Genomic DNA, 21887 nt, shown 5'->3' with positions numbered 1-21887 from the left:
GCAAATGCAAAGCGGCCATAAACGGTTTGCCCGGCGGATCATCAGGTCCGCCGGGTTTTTCATTTTACAACTGTTTAAAGCGACTGGATTTCAGCGAGAATATCGCTTTCGACGACGATGCCGCTTTCCAGCGCCTGCCGGCGAACGCCCTGGCTACGGCGGCCGGGCAAGCGCACATTCTCCTGCTTTTCTATCTCGCCGGCGATGAGCGCCAGTCGTTCAGTAAAGACTGCACCACCCGAGGATACGGGATCGATGGCGATAATCGTGTGGCCAAGCGACGGTGGCGCACCCTTGTCATCCAGAAGGGAAGATGCTTCGAACGCGAAATTTCCGCCGGTCAGCGCGGCAGCCATGATTTCCACCATCAGCGCCAGTGCGGCACCTTTCGCCTCGCCTGCGGGCACCATGGTTCCCTCTATGGCTTCTTCAGGATCGGTGGTTGGCCGGCCGTTTCTGTCGAGCGCCCAGTCACCCGGAATAGTCTCGCCCTTCTGTCGGGCCGCCATGATCTTTCCGCGCGCGACCTTGGACAGAGCCAGATCGATCACCAGCGGATCGGCGTGGCCGACCGGGGTAGCGAATGCGATCGGATTGGTGCCATAGAGGGGTTTCTTGCCACCCCAGGGGGCCATGGATGCCGGCGCGTTGGCGAACATCAGCGCGACAAGACCCATCTCGGCAAAACGTTCGACAGTTAATGCCATGACGCCGGCGTGATGGGAACGATGGATAGCGGCAAGTGCAATGCCCTGCTGCCGGGCCATTTCAGGCAACTGCTCCAGCGCGCAATCAATCGCCGGATAGGCATAGCCGTGGTTGGCGTCGATGGACAGGACACCCGGCTTCACGCGTGTCACCACCGGCCGCGCCTTGCCATCAACTTTTCCCACCCGCGCCTGGCGGACATAAACGGGGATACGGCGAAAACCGTGACCGCTCTGGCCGGCCGCTTCGGACGCGACGAGCGCCTTCGCCACCGAGCGGGCGTTCTGCGGCAGAACGCCGTTGCGCTCAAAGATTGAGGATACGAGATCCTCCGCCTCTGCGATTGAGAATTTCATTCCGGAATGCCTCTGCTTGGTAACGTCGACAAAGACCTACACCATCGAAAACATTCGCGAAATCTTATTCACGCGCAAACGGATCGGCGCGTAAGGAATAGTGGACATGTCCATTTGATTTATGCGGGTTCTAGCGGATGCTGATTGGCAGCGTGATCGTCTTGCTTGCGTCCGGAGGCGGAGCAGGCACAGGTGACGCGCTCTGGATCCAGGCCGCAATCTGCTGGTCGATTGAGGAATCGCCGGTGGACTGGACCACGCTGACCCCGCTGATCGCGCCTGCATCATTGACCCTGAACCGCACCGTTGCCGTCATTGCATCACTGCGAAGCGAACGTGGCTTGCGCCGCTGGATATGTGAGCGAACCTTCGATCCCCACTTCGCCGGTGAGGCGGAAGACGAAGAAAAGAAACCGGCATTGTTGCGCGATGCCGCTGTCCTGTCGGACTGCTGCGCCTCGGCCTTCGCCGTTTCGCGCAATTCCGATGCCTGCTGCGGTTTGGGGCGTTGGCGCTCGACCTTCTTTTTCTCTTCCGGTTCTTTCTTTTCGACCTTCTTTTCAACGGGCGGCGGTGGCGGCCGAATGACAGGCAAGGGAACCTCGATATTTTCGAGTTCCGCCATCATCTGTTCCTGCACGGGGTCGCTCTGATCCATCGGCTCAGGAATTTCCTGCGGCTCGACAATCTCCTCAACCGGCGGTTCCGGCGGCTGCACGGGTTCCGGCGGCGGCGTTTCCGCAACCGGCTCCGGTGGCGGCGGCTCCTCCGGGGTAGGTTCCTCCATCGGCTGGCTGTTGTCGCTCTTTACCTCTTCGGCATCCTCGACATCCTGCGCCGGCGTCGTTTCTTCGGTGTTGACGGCTTCCGGTATCGCCGCCATCTCAATCATGATCGCGGCAGGCGGCGGCCCGCCGGCATCGAGTTCTTCCGGTTCCTGCATCAGATAATAGGCAAAACCGGCATGAACGCTCAGCATGAGCAGCGCCGCGGCGGACCACAGCGTCACTTCCCCCAGACGGGAATGTCGGGACTGCGGGTAGCCGTTTTCAGTCATGGCGCCGTTCCCGGCGCCGTTGGCGCGGCGGGCTGGGCGGCATTGGCGGGCGGCGATGCCGCACCGACATTTTCCAGACCCACCAGGGCGATCTTCAGGTAACCGGCATCCCTGAGCAGGTTCATGATTTCCATGAAGTGACCGTAGTCGACGGCCTTGTCGGCGCGCAGGAAAATGCGCGTATCCTTCTTGCCGCCCGTCTGCCTGTCGATCGAGGCTGCCAGCGCTTCCCGGGCAACGACATCATTGCCGAGGTTGAGCGAGAGATCGTCCTTGACCGTCAGATAAAGCGGTTCTTCCGGACGCTCCGCCGGCTTGGCGGTGGATGCGGGGAGATCGACATTCACATCCACCGTGGCCAACGGCGCAGCCACCATGAAGATGATGAGCAGAACCAGCATCACGTCGATGAAGGGCGTAACGTTGATCTCGTGGTTTTCGGAGAGATCGTCGCCGCTATTTTCGCGAATACCGCCAGCCATGACCGATCACCGTCCAACCAGCGACACTGCGGGCTTGCTGGTGCTGCCCGGCGGAATGCGGCGGAAATCGAGATCGCGGCTGACGAGGCGCTCCACGCCAGCGGCGGCATCCGCCAGCAGATGACGGTAACCGGTGATGGAGCGGGCAAAGACGTTGTAGATCACCACCGCCGGAATAGCGGCGACGAGGCCGATGGCGGTGGCGAGCAGCGCCTCGGCAATGCCCGGCGCCACGACGGCGAGATTGGTGGTCTGCGATTCCGAAATGCTGATGAAGGAGTTCATGATGCCCCAGACCGTACCGAACAGGCCGACGAAGGGAGCGGTGGAGCCGATTGTCGCCAGAGCACCCGTTCCGCGCGACATGCGGCGACCCGCGTGGGTTTCAATACGCGACAGCGCCGAGGAGACACGCTCCTTGATGCCACCGCCGTCCGTGTGTTCGACCACCGCATCGGAAAGCTGCATTTCATGGGTTGCCATGCGCAGCATGAGAGCCGCCGGTCCGCCCTTGTTTTCGACGGCATCGGTCGCTTCAGTCAGGGTTTTTGCCCGGCGAATGACCTTGAGCGTTGCACCGGCGCGCACTCGCGCACCCGCAAGCTCGATAGACTTGGCCACCCAGACCGTCCAGGTGACGAGCGACGCAAAGGCAAGGCCGATCATCACGCCCTTCACGACCCAGTCTGCAGCCATGAACATGCCCCATGGCGACAGGTTATGCGGGATATCCGCACGATGTTCGGCACTAGTGGGTTCGGCGCTAGCGGGTTGGGCGCTGGCGGGCTCGGGGCTGACCGGCTCTACCGGAGTGGAGACTTCGTTCGGCGCAAGTGTTCCGTTCGCCTGAGGCAGCTGCTCGGTCTGCGTCGGCTGCGGCGCAGCACCTTCAGTTGCGGACTGAAGAGGCGCGGGCTGGTTCGATGGTGATTGGGCGGGTGCGGCAGCCGGCTGTTCCGGTGCGGTTGCGGACGGCGGCGTGACAGGCTGGAGTGCCGGAGCACTTGGCGTCGCGGGCGTTTCCACCGGCGGCTGGGCGGGCTGAACCGTTTCCACCTGAGGTGCAGGCTGGGCCTGGGGTTCGGATGCTGTCTGAGCTAAAACCGCGCCGGCACTCAGCCCGGCCAGCAGGGTAACTGCCGCAGCAAGGGAAACGTGCCGCGTTTTGTTTGCCCTGTTGAAGGATGCGGAAGAAGTGGAGGTCTCAGCTGACATAATTTTTATCCCGGATTTCCGTCGATGAACTCATCCGCAGATTGGCCGGTTCCTGAAAGCCGGGGTCATGAACGGATGCCGTCGTGAAAGCTTGACGTTCCGATAATAAACCTGAGTTCTTTTGACAACTATTATATTATCAAAAGACGACCCGTAAACTCTTCTTTACAAAAAAGTGACTGTCCGGGTGGCTTCAGGTGTTTTGCGAAGGCGAAAATTGCGCCACGAGGGCATGTCGGTCGCCGGGATAGGTCACCCGAACGCTCGTGACGTAGTCCGTTCCGTGCCAGGTACGGCGATCTATGACCAGACAGGCTGCACCCGATGCGATGCCCAGCGCCGCCGCATTCTTGCGATCGGCGGAGACGGCACTGATGCGATGTTCGGCAGCACTCCAGGGCACCATCTTCAACAGCCAGGTACCCGGACCGGTCTGCGAAAAATCCGCAACTTCCGCCTCCGGGACGGCAGTGACATTTATAATGCGCTCTTCAAGGCAAAAGGGAACACCGCCGGCAAAATGCGTGCAGGTGAGTTCCAGTACACGGGCATCGGCGGCAAGCGCCATTGCCGCACTGTCTTTTTCACCCGCGGGGCGCAGACGTCGCTTGTCGAGACGGTAGCCGTAAACGAGGCCGAGCGCCTGAACCTCCCGCTCGATATCATGGATTTCCAGCACGGCCGATTGCGCATGGGGCTGGCGAACGAAGGTGCCGAGGCGTCGGCGTCTTTCGATCAGGCCGCGCTGCACCAACTCGCCCAACGCCTTGTTCACCGTCATGCGCGAACAGGCATATTGCCGGGTCATCTCGTGTTCGAAGGGAATACGGTATCCCGGCGGCCATACGCCCGACATGATGTGGCGCTCAACATCGTTGCGGATGCGCTCGTGCAGTGATTTCTCCTGAAGATCGGCACCTGTACTCCTCATCCCGATGCTTCTCTCCTCCCGGTTCGCTGGATCAACTATCCATGAGCAGCGGCGGCGATCGCCTCGCTGCGAATTTCCTCCGTCAGCTTCGCGCGCAGCTGCGAAAACTCCGGGCTGGCCTTGACAGTGTAGTGACGCGGATGCGGCAGGTCGACCGGCGTGACCGACTTGATGCGGCCCGGCCTTGCGGACATGGTCACCACACGCGACGCCATGAAGACCGCTTCTTCGATGTCATGGGTGACGAAAATGACGGTCTTCTGCTCACGCTCCCAGATGCCGAGCAGCAATTCCTGCATCAGCCCGCGCGTCTGGTTGTCGAGCGCGCCGAAAGGCTCATCGAGCAGCAGGATTTTCGGGCCGTTCGCCAAAGCGCGGGCAATCGCCGTTCTCTGCTGCATGCCGCCGGACAGCTGTTTCGGCCAATGGTTCTCGAAACCGTTGAGACCGACCTTGTCGATATAGCTATCAACGATCTCCCATTTTTCCTTTTCGGCAACGCCGCGTTCGCGCAGACCGAAGGCGACGTTTTCCCGGATCGTCAGCCACGGAAACAACGTGTAGGACTGAAACACCATGCCGCGATCCGCACCCGGTCCCGTCACCGCCCGGCCCGACAGCAGGACCTCGCCGGTCGTCGGACGGTCAAGCCCGGCGATGATGCGCAGCAGGGTCGATTTTCCGCAGCCCGACGGGCCGAGGATGGTAACAAAATCGTTGCGCGGGATTTCCAGATTGGTCGGCTGCAAGGCCAGCGTCGGCTGCCCGCCCTGCACGCCCGGAAAGGTGCGGCTGACGCCCTTGATAACGAGTTCATTCATCAGGCAAGCCTCCAGGCGAAAAGCTTCCGGTTCAGCGATTTGAACGCGAAATCGGAAATGAGGCCGATAACACCGATGACGATGATGCCGAAGATGATCTGCCCGGTCGCCATCAGCGCCTGACTGTTGATGATCATATAACCGATGCCAGAGGAAGCACCGATGAGTTCGGCGACGATGACATAGGTCCAGGCCCAGCCAAGAACGAGGCGGAGAATTTCGGCAATGTCAGGCGCATTGGCGGGAATGAGGACACGGCGAACGACACCCCGGTCTTTTGCGCCGAGTGTATAGGCGGCCTCCACCAGATCACGCCGCGTGCCGGCAACCGCCACGGCCACCATCAGGATGATCTGGAAGACCGCGCCGATGAAGATCACCAGCAGTTTCTGCATTTCGCCGATACCGGCCCAGAGAATAAGCAGCGGTATGAAGGCGGACGCAGGAAGGTAGCGTGCGAAGGATACGAAGGGCTCGAGCAACGCTTCGATCGGCTTATACGCCCCCATGGCGATGCCAAGCGGCACGGCGACGAGCGATGCCAGCACAAAACCGCCAACGACACGCCAGATCGTCATGCCGATATCGCCGGCAAAGCCCTGATCGGTCAGCAGATAGATGCCGTCTTTCAGCATGGTGATGGGGTCGGCCAGAAAGGTCGGCGATACGAAGCCGCCCAGCGTGGCAAGGCCCCAGGCGGAGAAAAACAGCACGAAGAACAGAATGCCGAGGGCAATTCTCGTATTGTTCCTGATGGGTTGAAGAGGTTGCATTCTGTCGCCTGTCTGGGAGAATTGGCGCGGCAACTGCGCCGCGCCCTCAAAGCGCCTTCACGCCTTTCATGACGTAGAAGATACGTGTTTGTCATTGGCGGCAACACTCCCGGCAAGGAGCGCAGCCGCCTGGGCGCGTTACTTGATGAAGGTCGTATCCGCGAGCGTCGAAAGATCGGGCTTCGACTTGATCACGCCGATTTCCAGAAGCAGATCGGCCGATTTTTCAGAGAAGGTCTTGAATTCACCCTCGAAGAATTTTTGATTAGCAGCCTTGTCCTGCCATTCCAGGAACTTTGCCGAAGCCGCAAAGGCCTCGCCTGCCTGCTTCACATCCGCGCCCATCGTCGCATAGGATTTCTCGGGGTCTGCCTTGATGAGGTCGAGCGCCTGGAAATAGCTGTCCGCCAGAGCTTTCGCCGCCTGCGGATTATCCTTCAGGAAATCCGGCGTGCAACCAAACGTGTCCATGACGGCGGGATAATCCAGCGTCGTGGCAAGGATTTTACCCTTGTCGGGCGCGGCGCGCACGGTGGAGAGATATGGCTCATAGGTCATGGCCGCATCGTTCTGGCCGGCGACGAATGCCTGCGCGGCCGGACCCGGCTCAAGGTTGACGACCTTCACATCTTTCAATGTCATGCCGTTTTCCTTGAGGATCCAGGCAAGGAAGAAATAGGGGGACGTGCCCGGTGTGGAAGCAGCAATCGTCTTGCCCTTGAGGTCGGCGACCTTTGAGACGTCGCTGCGCACCGCGATACCATCGGCACCGTGCGATTTATCCATCTGGAAAATCTGGGTGGACTTCACGCCATTGGCGTTCCAGGCGATCCATGTTTCCACCGTGGTGGCGGCGCATTGGATATCACCTGATGCGAGAGCCAGATGGCGGCTGGCCTGCGGTATCTTCTTGATATCGACCTTCAGGCCGTTCTTTTCGAAAATGCCCGCCTGCTTGGCAAGTGTCAGCGGCGCAAAACCGGTCCAGCCGGACATGCCGATGGTCACCGATGTTTCCGCATGGGCGGAAGCGGATGAGACAAGCGCTGCAATTGCGGCGATAACCCAGGTATTTTTCATGATCTGACCCCTTTTGATTTATTTTTGTGCGACATTTTTTATCGCTTTATTTGAGGCATCGTAGGCAGGGTTTTTAGATTTGTCTAGACAAAGTAGAGGCGTTTGCGCGCTTGCGGAAGGATTGCAAAAAGGTCGTCCGCCATCCTACACATAGAATGATACGGAACCGCATTGGCCCGCTATTTTCCTCTCGAGCTTTCCATGACCAGACAAAGACGTCGTAACATCATCAAGGCAAGGCGCACCGGAACCGGCATTGCGCTGGTTGCCGCCATTTCCTTCATCGCCGGCATGACGGATGCGGTGGGTCTTTACGTTTCTGGAGATTTCGTTTCCTTCATGACCGGCAACACGACGCGCGCCGCCGTCTCGATGGAGTCAGGCATATACTCCCACGCCGTCAAACTGCTTTTCGCCATCGTCGCCTTCGTGGCGGGCAACGCCGGCGGCATCGTGGTGGCGCATAAATTCGACCGACGCATCTTTGCAGTTCTTATGGCGGTGGGCGGGCTGGTGGCGATTGCGGCACTGCTACGCGACGAGGCTTCCGGTCTCGCGCAATTTTATCTCGTCGTTTTCGCCATGGGCATGGTCAATGCCGCCGTGGAGCATATTGAAGGCCTGCCGATCGGCCTCACCTATGTGACTGGCGCCCTTTCCCGTTTTGGTCGCGGCATTGGGCGTTTTCTTCTTGGCGAACGCAGCCTCGACTGGGGCATCCAGATCGTGCCATGGCTCGGCATGATCACCGGCGCAATCTGCGGCGCCGTGTTGGGCGCCACGTTGCATTCGGATGCGCTATGGGTGGTTGCGGCTTCGGTTTTCGCCATAGCCTGCGCTACCCTCGTCATTCCGCGCTCGCTTCGCCAACGCTATAATCAGAGGGTCAAAATCCGGCGGATTGCGCCGTAAAGGCTCCCACCATTACTTTCGCGAAATGGTGACGAATTTCGTGCCGCGCACGCGCACCGTCATCAGGCAGGGCTCCTTATCGGTGCGTTCGCAATAACGCGGATGCATTTTCAGCACGAAGACCATGTTGCCGAAACGCTTGATGAAATCGTAGCCGTAAATCCGGGCCGTGGCGATCATCAGATAACCGCCCTCTTTTACCTGGACGTAGAAATTGTAGGGGCATCCCTCGTCGTCACAGGCGCGGCCTTTTTCGCCGTCGCAATCCAGAACCCCGTGATTGACGACGGCATCCATCAAGCCGTCATTATTGATATCCAGCCGTGTGACGAAATCATCGCCGAAGGCAGCCACCTTGCACTCCTTGCGGAAATGGTCCTTTTCATAAATCTCGGGATCATTCACCAGCTGCTGCTGTGCTGCCAGCGCCACCGGAAACATCAGGAGCACCAGTGTCTGAAGAGCGACAACGATAGCGATTCGCACGGCATTTTCCTTTGCATCCGTTTCGGTTATGGATGTTGCGATCATCCGGGCGGCCAGCCTAGAGTTTAGTGCTTGCGCGACACTGACGTGTTCGCAGCCCGTTGTTCCGGGGGGAACCTTTTCATGACACTTCTGGGTTTTCTCGATTATGCCGGCGTCGCCATCTTTGCCGCAACCGGCGCTCTGGCCGCCTCCCGCAAGCAGCTCGACCTGATCGGCTTCCTGTTTTTCGCAGCCGCGACCGGGATCGGCGGCGGCACGGTGCGTGACCTCGTGCTGGGCAGGGCGCCGGTATTCTGGGTGGTGAACCCAACCTATATTCTGGTCTGCGTGTCCGTCGCGGTCCTGCTGTTCTTTACAGCTCATCTTTTCGAATCCCGTTACCGGGTGCTGCTTTGGCTCGATGCCCTCGGCCTTTCAGCCTATTGCGTGATGGGGGCGGCCAAGGGTCTGGCCGCCAGCGGCTCCGCAACCGTTGCCATCGTCACCGGTGTTCTGACGGCCACATTCGGCGGCGTGCTGCGCGATATTCTCGCCGGGGAACCTTCCGTGCTTCTACGACCGGAAATCTACATCACCTGCGCGCTTCTGGGGTCTTCCACCTTCATTGTCGTCTATTTCCTCGGCGCACCGCTTTATGCCGCGTCAGCCGCCGGTGTATTGACGGCTTTCGGCGTCCGGTCCGGGGCGCTGATCTTCGGATGGACTTTCCCGCCCTACAAGGGCAAGCCCGGCAGACGACCGGAAGATATAATGAAATAAGCTACCAAAAACCTCTGAAACAGAACTGGCGCCCATGGGCGCCATTTTCATTTCCAGTATCAGCCAGAAGCTTCAGCCGCGCTTGCGACGAAGGCGGATGACCACGTCCACATGGGCGATTTCCATGCCTTCGGGCGCTTCCGGCAGATTGCCGATGTGGAGATTATTGACGGGAATGTCGAGAACCTCGTTCTCGCCCTCAACGAAGAAATGGTGGTGGTCCGACACGTTGGTGTCGAAATAGGTGCGGGCACCTTCTACGGCCAGAACGCGGATCAGACCGGCTTCGGTGAACTGATGCAGGGTATTGTAAACCGTGGCCAGAGAAACAGGCACGCCAGCGGTGACCGCCTCGTCATGCAGTTCCTCAACCGTCAGGTGACGATCACCCTTTGCGAAGAGAAGATCGCCCAGAGCCACACGCTGGCGCGTGGGCCGCAGCCCCGAGCGCCGCAGCCTTGTTCCGATATCCAATGTGGCGTCAAATGCCATGCAATCCCATTCCAAGCACAGGGGTGAAATTCACCAATTGCACTAGCATATATCTTTTGCAGCGAATGCTTTCAATAGTTTCAGCGTCGCCGAGTGTCGCAAATGGCTGCAAACCGGCCATTCTTGCAAATTTCCTCTGGTTCCTTCCCGATGGTTCCTGTATGCGGACGGCACATTGAGGTAATGACTTCTGCAAAGAAGGTTCTGAAGACAAAGAATGGGGGCGAAACGGCCTTTGCCCTTGCAGCGCTTCATTTTGAACCTAACTTGCTCTAGTGAAGTCAATCAACACCAGTAACTGGGGAAGTGAAAGCGGTATGGCAACGAGGCAATCAAGTTACAATTACGAGGAGATCCTGTCCTGCGGTCGCGGCGAATTGTTCGGCCCGGGAAATGCCCAGCTCCCATTGCCCCCCATGCTCATGGTTCACCGCATCACCGAAATTTCCGAGACCGGCGGCGCGTTCGACAAGGGTTTCATCCGTGCGGAATACGATGTCAGCCCCGACGACTGGTATTTCCCCTGCCATTTCCAGGGCAACCCGATCATGCCGGGGTGCCTGGGCCTTGACGGCATGTGGCAGCTGACCGGCTTCTTCCTCGGCTGGCTGGGTGAGGAAGGCCGCGGCATGGCGCTTTCCACCGGCGAAGTGAAATTCAAGGGCATGGTTCGCCCCGAGACCAAGCTCCTCCAATACGGCATCGATTTCAAACGCGTGATGCGCGGACGTCTCGTCCTCGGCACCGCCGATGGATGGCTGAAAGCCGACGGAGAAACCATTTATCAGGCGACAGACCTTCGTGTAGGACTGTCGAAAGAAAAGACCGCCTGAAACAGACGGAATAAGTCTTGGCAAGGCTGGGCGGCTTCGGTCGTCCAGCCGAAATCTTAAGAAAAGGTCCCTTTCATGAGACGAGTTGTTGTCACCGGCCTCGGTATTGTTTCTTCCATCGGCGGTGATGCCGCCGAAGTCACCGCATCGTTGCGCGATGCCAAATCCGGCATTTCATTTTCGCCGGATTTTGCTGAACACGGTTTCAAGTGCCAGGTATGGGGCAAGCCGTCTCTCGACCCGACCGAGCTGGTCGACCGCCGCGCCATGCGCTTCCTGTCGCAGGGCGGTGCGTGGAACCATGTCGCCATGAAGCAGGCGATCGCCGATTCCGGTCTCGAAGAGAGCGACATCAGCGGCAATGAGCGCACCGGCATCATCATGGGTTCGGGCGGTCCGTCCACCCGCACCATCGTTGAAGCTGCCGATATCACGCTGAAGAACAACAGCCCGAAGCGCATCGGCCCCTTCGCCGTGCCGAAGGCAATGTCGTCCACCGCGTCTGCAACGCTCGCGACCTGGTTCAAGATTCACGGCGTCAATTACTCGATCTCGTCGGCCTGCTCCACCTCGGCGCATTGCATCGGTAACGCCGCCGAGATGATCCAGTGGGGCAAACAGGATGTGATGTTTGCAGGCGGCCACGAAGACCTCGACTGGTCGATGTCCAACCTCTTCGACGCCATGGGCGCAATGTCGTCCAAATATAACGAAACACCTTCTCTCGCTTCGCGGGCCTATGACGTCAACCGCGACGGTTTCGTCATCGCCGGCGGTGCGGGCGTGCTGGTTCTCGAAGAGCTGGAGCATGCAAAGGCACGCGGTGCCAAGATTTACGCCGAGATCGTCGGTTACGGTGCAACCTCCGACGGTTACGACATGGTGGCTCCATCAGGCGAAGGTGCGATCCGCTGCATGCGGCAGGCGCTTGCCACCGTTAAGGGCGATATCGACTACATCAATACCCACGGCACCTCGACGCCGGTTGGCGACAGCAAGGAAATCGGCGCCATCCGCGAAGTCTTCGGCGACAAAATCCCGCATATCCAGTCGACCAAGTCCCTCACGGGCCACTCGCTGGGCGCTGCCGGCGTGCAGGAATCGATCTATGGCCTCTTGATGATGCAGGAACGTTTCATTGGCGAAAGCGCGCATATTTCCGAGCTCGACCCGGAATTTGCGGGCGTTCCGATCGTGCGCAGCCGCATCGACAACGCCAAGATCGACACCATCCTTTCCAATTCCTTCGGCTTCGGCGGCACCAACGCCACGCTGGTCTTCCAGCGTCACAACGGATAATTGCCAATGAACGGCATCATGCAGGGTAAACGCGGCCTCATCATGGGCGTCGCAAACAATCACTCTATCGCCTGGGGTATTTCCAAGGCACTCGCGGCGCAGGGCGCAGAACTGGCCTTCACCTATCAGGGCGAAGCGCTCGGCAAGCGCGTAAAGCCGCTCGCCGCAGAACTGGGGTCTGACTTCATCGTGCCTTGCGATGTCGAGGATATCGCCTCGGTCGACGCGCTGTTTGCGGCGATCCGCGAAAAATGGGGCTCGCTGGATTTCGTCGTGCACGCCATCGGCTTTTCCGACAAGAACGAGCTGAAGGGTCTTTACGCAAACACGACCCGCGACAATTTCAGCCGCACCATGGTCATTTCCTGCTTCTCATTTACGGAAATTGCCAAGCGCGCCGCCGAACTGATGACGAATGGTGGCTCGATGCTGACGCTGACCTATAATGGTTCGCAACGCGTCATCCCGAACTACAACGTCATGGGCGTCGCCAAGGCGGCACTCGAAGCGTCCGTGCGTTATCTCGCTGCCGACTACGGCCCGCGCGATATTCGCGTCAACGCCATCTCGGCCGGTCCGGTCCGCACGCTGGCCGGTGCCGGTATTTCTGATGCACGTGCGATTTATGCGTGGAACCAGAAGAACGCGCCTCTGAGACGGACGGCGGATATCGAGGATATCGGCGGATCGGCGCTTTACCTGCTATCCAACCTGTCGCGCGGTGTAACCGGCGAGTGCCACTATGTGGATTGCGGCTTCAATATCACCTCGACACCTACACTCGAGGTTCTGTCAAAAGCTGACGCGGAATAATAACCCGCTTCTTCCCTTCGACAAAGCCCGGCAATATGCCGGGCTTTTTGCATTTGAAGCCTGTGTCATTTTCGTGAATTGCTAAAGTAGAAACTGTCCGGGTAACTGAATTTAAACACCGGCTGGTTATGGTCCGCAACAAATTCAACGGTTGCGCTTGCCGCATATTCTAGAGATCGACACATATGCGACTGGCCAGACTGACGCCATTGCTGAAAAAATTCGGGGTCTCGCGCGAAGGGACCGCAGCTATTGAATTCGCGATCCTCGCCATTCCCTATTTCCTCGTCGTTTTCGCGATTATCGAGACCTTCATCGCCCTGATGGCGGAACAGGTCGTCGTGAATGCTACGGAAACCATGGCGCGGCGTCTGCGCACCGGACAAATCAGCAGTTCGATTTCGAAAGAGGATTTTCGCAAGAGCTTCTGCGACGAAGTTTCGGTCATGATCACCTGCTCGCTGGATGAGATCAAAACCGAACAGAAACTTTATATCGACCTTCGCTCCTTCACCGCCTTCAAGGATATTCCGACCACGGTACCCCTGAAAGCTTATGGTGAATATTACGATCTCGATACGGCGCAATTCGGCTTCAAGCCGGGCGGGCCGGAAACGATTAATATGCTGCGCGTTTATTATCGCTGGCGTGTCATCGCCGATATCATCCGCCCGTATCTCACAAAAATACGTCCAGCTGACGGGTCCATGCCCTCGCATTTCCTTATTGTCGCGACCGACGCTTTCGTGAACGAGAAATATACTACAAGCGGGGGCTCATGATGGCAGGGCTGATAGCCGCCGTGGCGAACGGCAGACTTCATTTTACCGCGCTCGTCACACGCTTCGTAAAAGATCGCCGTGGTGTGGGCGCCGTGGAATTCGCAATTCTCTTCCCGATATTGCTCGCCCTTTATGTGACATCCTTCGAACTCACCATAGGCTACAATACCTATAAGCGGGCAAGCAGCGCTTCGGCGACGATCAACGACCTGATCTCCAAAACGGGCTCCGTCGACAAGGCCTACCTCAAAAACATGCAGAATGTTGCGGCGGCTGTCTTCGCGCCCTACAGCACCACCGGTTTGAAGCTGAAGATCAGCGGCATAACGATCGACAAGCAGAAACAGGCAAAAATTGCCTGGTCCTGGGATGAGAAAGACCAGAGACCATATGCGGTGGGATCGGCAGTGACGGTTCCTAACCGCCTGCTCATCGAAAACAGCTTTCTCATTCACGTCGAACTTTCAATTCCGCATGAATTGCTGATGTTCATGCCCGACATCGCTTCGTCAGGCGTAAGATCGATCACCATCGGCCGTGATTATTTCTTCAAGCAGCGCGATGCGGAGGTCACCTGTACCAATTGCTGAGCCATAAGGCGCAGCAAGGGTGACCACCCGCATAATCCGTTTCTAATAAACGTCACGCAGATAACGCTTTTCGCGCTTCAGGCGGTTCACATAATCGGCTGCCGCTTCGGCAGAAATGCCGGCTTCGTCGGCGACAATCTGATGCAGGACGTCATCGACATCCTTCGCCATGCGGGTCGCATCACCGCAGACGTAGAAATAGCCGCCCTCTTCAAGCCATTGATAAAGCGCCTTGCCATTCTGCCGCATGCGGGTCTGGACATAGATTTTCTCTGCCTGATCCCGCGAAAAAGCGAGATCGAGGCGCGTCAGCACGCCATCACGGCTCATTTCACCAAGCTCGCTTTCGTAGATGAAATCCGACTGCCGGTGCTGATCGCCGAAAAACAGCCAGTTCTTGCCGGCAGCACCCCTTGCCTGCCGTTCCTGCAAGAATGCCCGGAAAGGTGCGATGCCGGTGCCCGGTCCCACCATGATAGCAGGTGCATCATTGTCCTGCGGTACACGAAACGCCTTGTTGGGTGAAACGAAAATACCGGCATTCCGACCCGCCTCCACCCGGTCCGCCAGATAGGTGGAGCATACGCCACCACGCTCGCGGCCCTCGGCACGATAACGCACGCTGGCGATCGTCAGATGAACGCTGTTTTCCGCGACCAGCGGGCTGGATGAGATGGAGTAAGCGCGATGCTGCAGCGGCTTCAGGAAGGTCACGAATTCGGCGATGTCGAATACGGGTTTTCCGCCGAGATTGAGCAGGTCGAGAATGTCCTTGCTCCAGAGAAAGGCGGCAAGCTGCTCCCTGTCTCCATTGGCAAGGATATGGCTCAACTCGTCATGTCCCGCACGCTTGCCGATTTCGGCCACCAACTCACGCGAAGGCGTCGATATCTCGAACATGTTCAGAAGTGCATCGCCGATCGGCCGGTCGAGCCCGGCGACCTCGCCATCCGCACTCGCTCCAAAGCATTCGAGCAGAGCGCCGACCAGTTTTGGGTCGTTTAGAGGGACGACACCAAGGGCGTCACCGGCCTCATAGTCGAGGCCGCTTGCCCCAAGATCGAATTCGTAGTGGCGAATCTCCTTGGACGAGGCCGGGCTGGAAAGAAGGCGATTGACGCTCACCCGTGACAAATAGGGATTCTTGCGACCCCAGCCCTGTTTTGCCCGCGCGGGCGGCTCGGCGACTACAGGCGTGGCAATGGCTGCATTGTCCCCACCGATGGCGAGGGCAAGCGGCAGCGTCTCGCCGATCCAGGCGGCGGCAGCATCCTCAAAATCGATATCGCAATCGATACGCGTCTTCATGCGCCTGCCGCCGAGTTGCTCGAAACGCGTATCGATGAGCTTGCCCGCCTGGCAGAAGCCGTCATAACCGGTATCGCCGAGCGCAAGAACAGCGAAATTCATCTCGTCGAGACGCGGCGCGGCGTCAGTGGCAAGCGCCTCCCAGAACAGCTGGGCATTATCCGGCATCTCGCCTTCACCATAGGTCGATGTGACGACGATGACGCGCTTCATGGAGCTGAGACTATCCATGGAAACGTCGTCCAGCGCCGTTACAACGGGCTGCATTGCCTGCACACGAGCGGCGGCGGCGATATCCATCGCCAAGGCCTCGGCATTGCCGGTTTGAGTGCCGACAAGGATGTTCAGCACGCTGGCCGCCGCTTTGGGGGTAGCAGCGGCCACCGATGTCTCCAGACCCATGGCCGTGCGGGAGTGGAGCCCGGCCAAAAAGCCGGCGAGCCAGACGCGCTGGTCGCCATTAAAGGGCGCATCCTGTGGAATGTAAGGTATCTTCATCATGCTGCCCTGTTCTGGCTGGATGCGGTGGCAAGGTCTGGAATGGCGCGAGCGGCGAAAAGCTCCTCAAAGCCCGGCAGGCGGCCGATCTTCTCAATGTTTTTGCGGTTCTGCTGAATGATCCAGCCATAGGTGCCGGGGCTGTCCACCGACCAGATATTCCGGCGCGCCAGCGCCTGCTTGTAATCATCGAGCCGCTTGGCGGCGATCACCACCGCAAGCTGTTCATCACTGTGGTCGGAAAGCGCCTCGCGGGCATATTTCAGCAGCCGCTGCATCAGCGCATAATCTTCCGTGAGGATGAGATTGCGCACGGCTTTTTCTACTGCCGAATCAGAGGGGCCGGATGCCATCGGCAGCCGTTGCAGGGCGATGGTCTGCGCCATGCTCAACACTGTGTAATTGTTGATGAGCGCATACATGTCTTGCGTGTCGGTCTCACTGTGACCCGGCACCGTTCCGTTCAACACGGCCTTGCGGTCGCGATAGGCGAGCTTGAACTTGCGCAGTTGATGGGCGGCAAGCGCATAGGCCAATTCCTCCAGCAGTTCCTTGCGGGGCTTGGCCTTCAGAATTTCGTCGCTGTCCTGATAAAGCAGCAAAGCGCGCGGCATGCCGTAGACGAAATTATGCTTTTCGCTCTCCCAGTTTTCCAGAAGCCATGCGGCCTTGGCCGAGCCGGTTTCCGCGACATGCCAGGTCAGAAGCTGGTGAACGGCCAGATTGTGGATCGCTGCCTGTTCATCTTCACCGGTGATCGAGCCGAGCAGGATGGAATCGTGGCTGACCTTCTTCGGCAGATCGCCATAGGGATCGTACTGATAAACGAAGCCGCCGCTCATGCCGTTGCCGAACCCCTTGCCGAAACTGCCGAGGTTGAGAACCGCGCCGTTGGTCATGTATTCGCAGGCGAAATCGCCCACACCTTCGACCACGGCGGTTGCACCGGAGTTACGCACGGCAAAACGGTCACCCGCCTGCCCTTCTACAAAGGTGCGGCCGCCGGTTGCGCCGAACAGCGCGAAATTGCCGACCAATACATTGCCGCCAGCCTCTTGCGAGCCGCCGCCGGGCGAGCGCACGACGATGGTGCCGCCGCAGGCGCTTTTGCCGACGCCATCATTGCAGGTGCCGGTATGGACCATAACCATGCCGTCATTGCAGAAAGCGCCGAAGGACTGTCCGGCGGAGCCTGATGTATCGATGCGCACCGAACCCGCCTCCAGGAACCGGCGACCACGCGCATCGCGCTTCACAGCCGGAAGCGCATCCAGCTGCTCGTCGGAAAGCTCGTGGTTCAACATGCGTTCGATATCGACGGCAAGCTGACCGCCGACGCTCTTGTTGCAATTGTTGAGGAAACGATTGCCGCCAAGCTCGATGTTCTCGCGGCGGCTATCGACCAGAGCCGAACGCACGAGATCGATGAAGGCATCGTCCAGCGCGAAGTCCTTTTCCATATAGACCGGGCTGTCGATCTTCACCTCTTCGACCACGGTAAGCATTGCACGCAGGTCAAGCTGGCCGACGCTCGCCGGATGATCGAGGAGGTGAAGAAGATCGGAACGGCCCCGCGCTTCCCGCAGCGAGGCGACCCCAAGCCCGGCCAATATCTCGCGCGTTTCATGGGCGATGTTCATGAGGTATTGCGCCAGAGCGCGCGGATCGCCGTTGAAGGCTTCCTGATTGGTGGTGAGACCGGCCGGGCATTTGATGTTGCAATTCTTCGCCATGACGCATTTCAGCATCATCAGCGCCGTGGTGCCGAATTCGAAGCTGTCGCCGCCGAGAAGGGCTGATTTCACCACGTCGCTTGCCGTCTGGTGTGCGCCGGAGCAACGCAGCAGCACCTTGGCGCGAAGGCCGGTGGCGCAGAGCGCCTGATGCACCTCGGCAATGCCGATTTCCGCTGCGCGGCCGGTATATTTTAGGCTGGTGACGGCTGCGGCACCGGTGCCGCCGGTATTGCCGGCGACGTTGATGACATCCGCACCCGCCTTGGCGACACCAACCGCAATCGTGCCGATGCCTTCCGAGGAGACGAGCTTGACGATGACGCGCACCCGCGCCGCCTTGGCATCATGGATAAGCTGGGCCAGATCCTCGATCGAATAGGTATCGTGATGAGGTGGCGGTGAGACCAACTCGACGCCCGGCGTGCCGCCGCGTGCCGCCGCAATTTCCACCGTCACCTTGGGAGACGGCAATTGCCCGCCCTCGCCCGGCTTTGCGCCCTGGCCGATCTTGATCTCGATTTCTTCCAGCATCGGATCGGCAAGATACCCGGCCCAGACACCGAAACGGCCGGAGGCGAATTGCTTGATGCGCGAGGCACGGATGGTGCCGTAACGGGAAATATGCTCGCCGCCCTCGCCCGAATTGGACATGCCGCCGACCATGTTGGTGCCGTGCGCAACCGCCTCATGGGCGGCAGCGACCAGCGCGCCATGGCTCATTGCGCCCGATGCCAGCGTCTTGGTGATCTCGCTTGCCTTTTGAACGGCATCAAGCGGAATGCTGTCCGGTGCGGTGCGCATCAGCGACAGATAGGCGAATGCCTCACCCTGCGCCTGAACCAGCAGCGCGCCGCCTTCCAGCCAATGGCCCGGGATATCACCACCGAAGCGGTCGAGCAGCGACTGGCAGAGTGCGGCGAGGCGGGCAAGTTCATGACCGTGCGGGCCGGTCAGCTGCAGCCGGAACGAGCCGTCGCCCGCCTCTTCGCAGCGCAATCCGCGCACCATGAAGCTGTTATTGCCGTGCCTGGAAAAACGGCCCATTTCCCGGCGGAATTCTTCGGCCGAACCGGCAAAGGTCACATCGGCCGGCAGTTCCAGAACATCGCGCAGGGCGGCGGGGCGGCGCGCCCGTTCTTCCACCATCATGCGGGCGAAGGCGCGGTAACCGGGCGTGACCTCGAATTTATCGATCGCCTCCGCGGTCAGCCGGTCGAAGCTGTTGTGATAATAGGCAGCATCGTTGAGCCCGAAGGCATCCTCCAGCCGGTTGAGCGGCAGGAGGCGCAGCGCCTCCTCGTTTTCGGTTCCCTTGTCAAAAGCGATCTTTTCCTCGGTCATATCAACGAAGCCGCGAACGGCCGTCGTGCCATAGGAATGGCCGGCACCTTCGGCGCGCTCCTTGAAGAGACCGAGCAGCGGAATGTCGTTTTCACCCTTCACCAACAGCGCCTTGCGATGCCAGTCGGCCACCGCCTGTGCGATGACGGCGAAGTTGACGCCGCCGACCGGCGTTTTCACATTCGGGAAATAACGGTTCAGCACCGAATCGCTGGTATCGAGGAAGTTCGGCTCGAAGAACTCGCCGCCGATATAACTTTCCGCGGTGCACAGGCCCACCTTGCCCATGGTCTTCATCAGCGACTTTTCAGCCGCCTTGGCGAAACGCTTAAACGCCTTGTCGGCATCGGCGCCGAATTTCTCCTCTGCACGGAATTGCACGCCGAGCGGATAGACAGCCGAAGCACCAAAACCGAGGCCTGCCGCGATGTGATGCGAGGAGGAAAACTGCCCGCTTTCGACGATCAGGGACACGCGCAGTCGCAGACCTTCCTCGATCAGCCGCTGGTTGATGGCGGAAACGACCATGATCATCGGCAGAGCGGCGCGGCTTGCCGAAACGTGGCGGTCGGTGATGACGGCAATGCCGCCTTCTTCCGCCCCGAAAGCCGAAACCTCGTCGCAGAGGCCGTCTATCGCCTGCCGCAAGGCCGCTTCATTGGCGTCCGGTGCATCAAAGACCGGCGTGTAGAGCATCTCGAACCGGCGAACCGGCGTCTCGGGCTGTTCGCGAAGGCGCAGCATATCGAGGTGGGTGAGGATCGGGGACCGTACGACGATCTGGCGGGCCTTGGCCGCACCGCTGTTCGGCTTTGCACCGAGAGCAACGCGTAGCGTCATACCATCGGCCTCACGAATGCTGTCGAGCGGCGGATTGGTGACCTGTGCGAAACGTTGCGAGAAATATTTGGCGACCCCGCCTTCCTGATCGGAAAGCGCATTGATGGCATTGCCGTAACCCATGGCCGAGATTTTTTCCGCACCGGAGGCCAGCATCGGATCCATCAGGAACTTGAAGCTTTCCTGATTGTGCGAATAGGCGACATAACGCTGATGTCGTTCCAGATCGCCATTGTAGCGAAGCGGTGAGCCCTGTTTGTCGGCGGGCACCTCCGGCAGATCGCCAAGCATCACGCGCGCTTCAGATAGCAGCGACGAATAGTCCCGCCGCGACGCCAGAAGCTCCAGCGCCTCGACGGTGGAAAAGGCGCGACGTTCGGCGTGGTCGTAATAAAGCATGCCGCCGGCCTCGATACGACCACGGCGGATGACGCTTTCAGCCGGAAAGGCGATCTGCCCGGCCTCAGACATGACACAGAGATACTCTTCCGTCTCGACGGTGCGCAGCGGGCGCAGGCCGAGGCGATCGAGACGCGCGCCGATGATGCTGCCGTCGCCGAAGATCAGCGCGGCCGGGCCGTCGTTCTTTTCCTCATAGAGCGAGAAATATTCCAGCATCGCCTTGACCTCCGGCGACAGCGTGTCGTCATTTTCCCAGGCCGGCGGCATCATCGAGACCACGGCGGTCACGAGGTCAAGACCATCCTCCATCACACGCGCCTGCAATGTCTGGTCCAGACGGCAGCTATCCGACTGGCCCTTGGGCCTGACGATGCTGGCATTCTTCGCCAGCGCCACGGCCGCTTCAGACAATCGGTTCTTCTTGTCGGTGTTGAGTTCGCCATTATGCGCCATCAGGCGGAAGGGCTGCGCCATGGAAGGGTGCGGATCGGTATTGGTAGAGAACCGCGTGTGGAAATACATTGTATGCACTTCATGACGCGGGTCGGTCAGGTCGCAGAAATAGGGCATGACCTCCTGGGCGTTCAGACGGCCTTTCAGAACCTGCGTGCGCGCGCTGAGCGACAGCGGGTAAAAACCCGCAAGCTCCGGCACGGTATAGGCCAGCGCTTCGATGGCGAGCAGCGCCTTGTGGATGCGCCAGTCGAACTCGGCAAGGGTTGCGCATTCCACCGGGGCTGAAAACACCCATTGGCGGATCGGCAATTGATAGGGAATGGCAGCAGGGCGGATGGCCGCGTCATTCACCGGTACGTCGCGGACCAGCAGGACCGAAAAGCCCTGCTCCTTGAAAGCGCTGCCGATGATGCTGACCGCCTCACCGTGGAAAGCCGGGTTCTGCGGCAGAAAAAAATTGCCGACGCCGAAGCGGCCGGCCTGCAGGGCATCGTTATCAGTCAGTTCGCGGAAAAAGGAGAGCGACAGGTCCAGCGACACGCCTGCACCATCACCCACACCTTCCGCCGACATGCCGCCGCGATGCGGCACGGCACAGAGCGCTTCATGACCACGTTTGAGCACATCATGCGTCTGCACGCCGTCCTTGTGGGTGATGAAACCGACGCCACAGCTGCTTTTTTCAAAAGCTGCATCGTAAAGGCCGAATTTTTGCTCCGTCACACTCAAGGCACTCTCCTCTCGTTGCGCATTTTGCGCGTCATCACCCTCTTTTCCCGAAACCCGGCGCGTCAGCCGGCACTCTGCGGGCGGAGCCGCAGGCGACCTGGCTGCTCCTCTTTTTTTGGCTATCGGCGTTTAATGGCGCGAACGGTCGTTTTGCGGCCGTCAAACGGCGTGGCGGCAGTGGCCGC

General features: G+C 59.5%; 19 protein-coding genes. 7 read left to right on the top strand and 12 right to left on the bottom strand.

Translation table 11 applies throughout. The annotated features are described in order from the left end of the window. Positions 1-74: 74 nt before the first annotated feature. The 8 genes from JZX89_RS11320 to JZX89_RS11285 all read right to left on the bottom strand — a co-directional run bounded on the left by JZX89_RS11320 (position 75) and on the right by JZX89_RS11285 (position 7423). Positions 75-1064, bottom strand: a complete 990-nt coding sequence (locus JZX89_RS11320; protein ID WP_207134091.1) for an Ldh family oxidoreductase — start codon at positions 1062-1064, stop codon at positions 75-77. A gap of 130 nt (positions 1065-1194) precedes the next feature. Beyond that, positions 1195-2121, bottom strand: a complete 927-nt coding sequence (locus JZX89_RS11315; RefSeq protein WP_207134090.1) for a TonB family protein — start codon at positions 2119-2121, stop codon at positions 1195-1197. Further along, a complete protein-coding gene (gene exbD, locus JZX89_RS11310) occupies positions 2118-2603 on the bottom strand; it encodes a TonB system transport protein ExbD (RefSeq protein WP_046799164.1) in 486 nt (161 codons plus the stop codon). The genes JZX89_RS11315 and exbD overlap by 4 nt, the downstream gene beginning before the upstream one ends. A gap of 6 nt (positions 2604-2609) precedes the next feature. Then, positions 2610-3818 (bottom strand): tonB-system energizer ExbB, encoded by a 1209-nt coding sequence (gene exbB, locus JZX89_RS11305; RefSeq protein WP_207134089.1) that lies wholly within the window; start codon positions 3816-3818, stop codon positions 2610-2612. A 193-nt stretch (positions 3819-4011) separates the two neighbouring features. After that, positions 4012-4749 (bottom strand): histidine utilization transcriptional repressor HutC, encoded by a 738-nt coding sequence (gene hutC, locus JZX89_RS11300; protein WP_207134088.1) that lies wholly within the window; start codon positions 4747-4749, stop codon positions 4012-4014. 35 nt (positions 4750-4784) lie between these two features. Continuing rightward, on the bottom strand, positions 4785-5570 hold the full coding sequence (locus tag JZX89_RS11295; protein WP_207134087.1) for an ABC transporter ATP-binding protein: 786 nt from the start codon (positions 5568-5570) through the stop codon (positions 4785-4787). Then, entirely contained in the window at positions 5570-6343 is a 774-nt protein-coding gene (locus tag JZX89_RS11290) for an ABC transporter permease (RefSeq protein WP_207134086.1), read from the bottom strand. Before JZX89_RS11290 ends, JZX89_RS11295 begins: the two co-directional genes overlap by 1 nt. Positions 6344-6481: 138 nt before the next feature. Then, the gene (locus JZX89_RS11285; RefSeq protein WP_153515300.1) at positions 6482-7423 is read right to left on the bottom strand and encodes an ABC transporter substrate-binding protein; all 942 of its coding nucleotides are present in this window, start codon (positions 7421-7423) and stop codon (positions 6482-6484) included. 201 nt (positions 7424-7624) lie between these two features. On the opposite strand from JZX89_RS11285, the gene JZX89_RS11280 reads away from it, so the two are divergent. Then, on the top strand, positions 7625-8335 hold the full coding sequence (locus tag JZX89_RS11280) for a YoaK family protein (protein ID WP_149898243.1): 711 nt from the start codon (positions 7625-7627) through the stop codon (positions 8333-8335). A 12-nt stretch (positions 8336-8347) separates the two neighbouring features. Here the strand turns inward: JZX89_RS11280 and JZX89_RS11275 are convergent, their stop codons facing one another. Beyond that, the gene (locus JZX89_RS11275; RefSeq protein ID WP_046799158.1) at positions 8348-8866 is read right to left on the bottom strand and encodes a hypothetical protein; all 519 of its coding nucleotides are present in this window, start codon (positions 8864-8866) and stop codon (positions 8348-8350) included. Positions 8867-8944: 78 nt separating this feature from the next. Here JZX89_RS11275 and JZX89_RS11270 point away from each other — a divergent pair, with 78 nt between their 5' ends. After that, on the top strand, positions 8945-9583 hold the full coding sequence (locus JZX89_RS11270; protein WP_149898242.1) for a trimeric intracellular cation channel family protein: 639 nt from the start codon (positions 8945-8947) through the stop codon (positions 9581-9583). Positions 9584-9655: 72 nt separating this feature from the next. Here the strand turns inward: JZX89_RS11270 and irrA are convergent, their stop codons facing one another. Beyond that, positions 9656-10075 carry an iron response transcriptional regulator IrrA gene (irrA, locus tag JZX89_RS11265; protein ID WP_046799156.1) on the bottom strand — a complete coding sequence of 140 codons (420 nt, stop codon included), beginning with the start codon at positions 10073-10075 and terminating at the stop codon, positions 9656-9658. Between the two features lie 317 nt (positions 10076-10392). Between irrA and fabA the strand changes: the two genes are divergently transcribed. The 5 genes from fabA to JZX89_RS11240 all read left to right on the top strand — a co-directional run bounded on the left by fabA (position 10393) and on the right by JZX89_RS11240 (position 14392). Beyond that, positions 10393-10908: a 3-hydroxyacyl-[acyl-carrier-protein] dehydratase FabA gene (gene fabA / locus JZX89_RS11260; RefSeq protein WP_003514441.1), complete on the top strand. Its 516-nt coding sequence runs from the start codon at positions 10393-10395 to the stop codon at positions 10906-10908. Positions 10909-10983: 75 nt separating this feature from the next. Beyond that, positions 10984-12207 carry a beta-ketoacyl-ACP synthase I gene (gene fabB / locus JZX89_RS11255; RefSeq protein ID WP_149898241.1) on the top strand — a complete coding sequence of 408 codons (1224 nt, stop codon included), beginning with the start codon at positions 10984-10986 and terminating at the stop codon, positions 12205-12207. A gap of 6 nt (positions 12208-12213) precedes the next feature. Continuing rightward, the gene (gene fabI / locus JZX89_RS11250; RefSeq protein WP_149898240.1) at positions 12214-13020 is read left to right on the top strand and encodes an enoyl-ACP reductase FabI; all 807 of its coding nucleotides are present in this window, start codon (positions 12214-12216) and stop codon (positions 13018-13020) included. 185 nt (positions 13021-13205) lie between these two features. Continuing rightward, positions 13206-13802 (top strand): TadE/TadG family type IV pilus assembly protein, encoded by a 597-nt coding sequence (locus tag JZX89_RS11245; protein ID WP_207134085.1) that lies wholly within the window; start codon positions 13206-13208, stop codon positions 13800-13802. After that, complete coding sequence (locus tag JZX89_RS11240; RefSeq protein ID WP_149898238.1) at positions 13799-14392, top strand: TadE/TadG family type IV pilus assembly protein; 594 nt, start codon at positions 13799-13801, stop codon at positions 14390-14392. The genes JZX89_RS11245 and JZX89_RS11240 overlap by 4 nt, the downstream gene beginning before the upstream one ends. Positions 14393-14434: 42 nt before the next feature. On the opposite strand, the gene JZX89_RS11235 is transcribed toward JZX89_RS11240, so the two are convergent. Next, positions 14435-16201: a diflavin oxidoreductase gene (locus JZX89_RS11235; protein WP_207134084.1), complete on the bottom strand. Its 1767-nt coding sequence runs from the start codon at positions 16199-16201 to the stop codon at positions 14435-14437. After that, positions 16198-21702 (bottom strand): glutamate synthase-related protein, encoded by a 5505-nt coding sequence (locus JZX89_RS11230; protein WP_207134083.1) that lies wholly within the window; start codon positions 21700-21702, stop codon positions 16198-16200. Before JZX89_RS11230 ends, JZX89_RS11235 begins: the two co-directional genes overlap by 4 nt. Between the last annotated feature and the right edge of the window lie 185 nt (positions 21703-21887).

This window comes from Agrobacterium burrii, assembly GCF_017313405.1.
Lineage (GTDB): Bacteria > Pseudomonadota > Alphaproteobacteria > Rhizobiales > Rhizobiaceae > Agrobacterium > Agrobacterium burrii.
This window is presented reverse-complemented; position numbering and strand designations above follow the sequence as displayed.

Excerpts from the sequence above, each read along its gene's own strand:
- JZX89_RS11320 (WP_207134091.1), bottom strand. The coding sequence starts at position 1,064 with ATGAAATTCTCAATCGCAGAGGCGGAGGATCTCGTATCCTCAATCTTT.
- JZX89_RS11315 (WP_207134090.1), bottom strand. The coding sequence starts at position 2,121 with ATGACTGAAAACGGCTACCCGCAGTCCCGACATTCCCGTCTGGGGGAA.
- exbD (WP_046799164.1), bottom strand. The coding sequence starts at position 2,603 with ATGGCTGGCGGTATTCGCGAAAATAGCGGCGACGATCTCTCCGAAAAC.
- exbB (WP_207134089.1), bottom strand. The coding sequence starts at position 3,818 with ATGTCAGCTGAGACCTCCACTTCTTCCGCATCCTTCAACAGGGCAAAC.
- hutC (WP_207134088.1), bottom strand. The coding sequence starts at position 4,749 with ATGAGGAGTACAGGTGCCGATCTTCAGGAGAAATCACTGCACGAGCGC.
- JZX89_RS11295 (WP_207134087.1), bottom strand. The coding sequence starts at position 5,570 with ATGAATGAACTCGTTATCAAGGGCGTCAGCCGCACCTTTCCGGGCGTG.
- JZX89_RS11290 (WP_207134086.1), bottom strand. The coding sequence starts at position 6,343 with ATGCAACCTCTTCAACCCATCAGGAACAATACGAGAATTGCCCTCGGC.
- JZX89_RS11285 (WP_153515300.1), bottom strand. The coding sequence starts at position 7,423 with ATGAAAAATACCTGGGTTATCGCCGCAATTGCAGCGCTTGTCTCATCC.
- JZX89_RS11280 (WP_149898243.1), top strand. The coding sequence starts at position 7,625 with ATGACCAGACAAAGACGTCGTAACATCATCAAGGCAAGGCGCACCGGA.
- JZX89_RS11275 (WP_046799158.1), bottom strand. The coding sequence starts at position 8,866 with ATGATCGCAACATCCATAACCGAAACGGATGCAAAGGAAAATGCCGTG.
- JZX89_RS11270 (WP_149898242.1), top strand. The coding sequence starts at position 8,945 with ATGACACTTCTGGGTTTTCTCGATTATGCCGGCGTCGCCATCTTTGCC.
- irrA (WP_046799156.1), bottom strand. The coding sequence starts at position 10,075 with ATGGCATTTGACGCCACATTGGATATCGGAACAAGGCTGCGGCGCTCG.
- fabA (WP_003514441.1), top strand. The coding sequence starts at position 10,393 with ATGGCAACGAGGCAATCAAGTTACAATTACGAGGAGATCCTGTCCTGC.
- fabB (WP_149898241.1), top strand. The coding sequence starts at position 10,984 with ATGAGACGAGTTGTTGTCACCGGCCTCGGTATTGTTTCTTCCATCGGC.
- fabI (WP_149898240.1), top strand. The coding sequence starts at position 12,214 with ATGAACGGCATCATGCAGGGTAAACGCGGCCTCATCATGGGCGTCGCA.
- JZX89_RS11245 (WP_207134085.1), top strand. The coding sequence starts at position 13,206 with ATGCGACTGGCCAGACTGACGCCATTGCTGAAAAAATTCGGGGTCTCG.
- JZX89_RS11240 (WP_149898238.1), top strand. The coding sequence starts at position 13,799 with ATGATGGCAGGGCTGATAGCCGCCGTGGCGAACGGCAGACTTCATTTT.
- JZX89_RS11235 (WP_207134084.1), bottom strand. The coding sequence starts at position 16,201 with ATGATGAAGATACCTTACATTCCACAGGATGCGCCCTTTAATGGCGAC.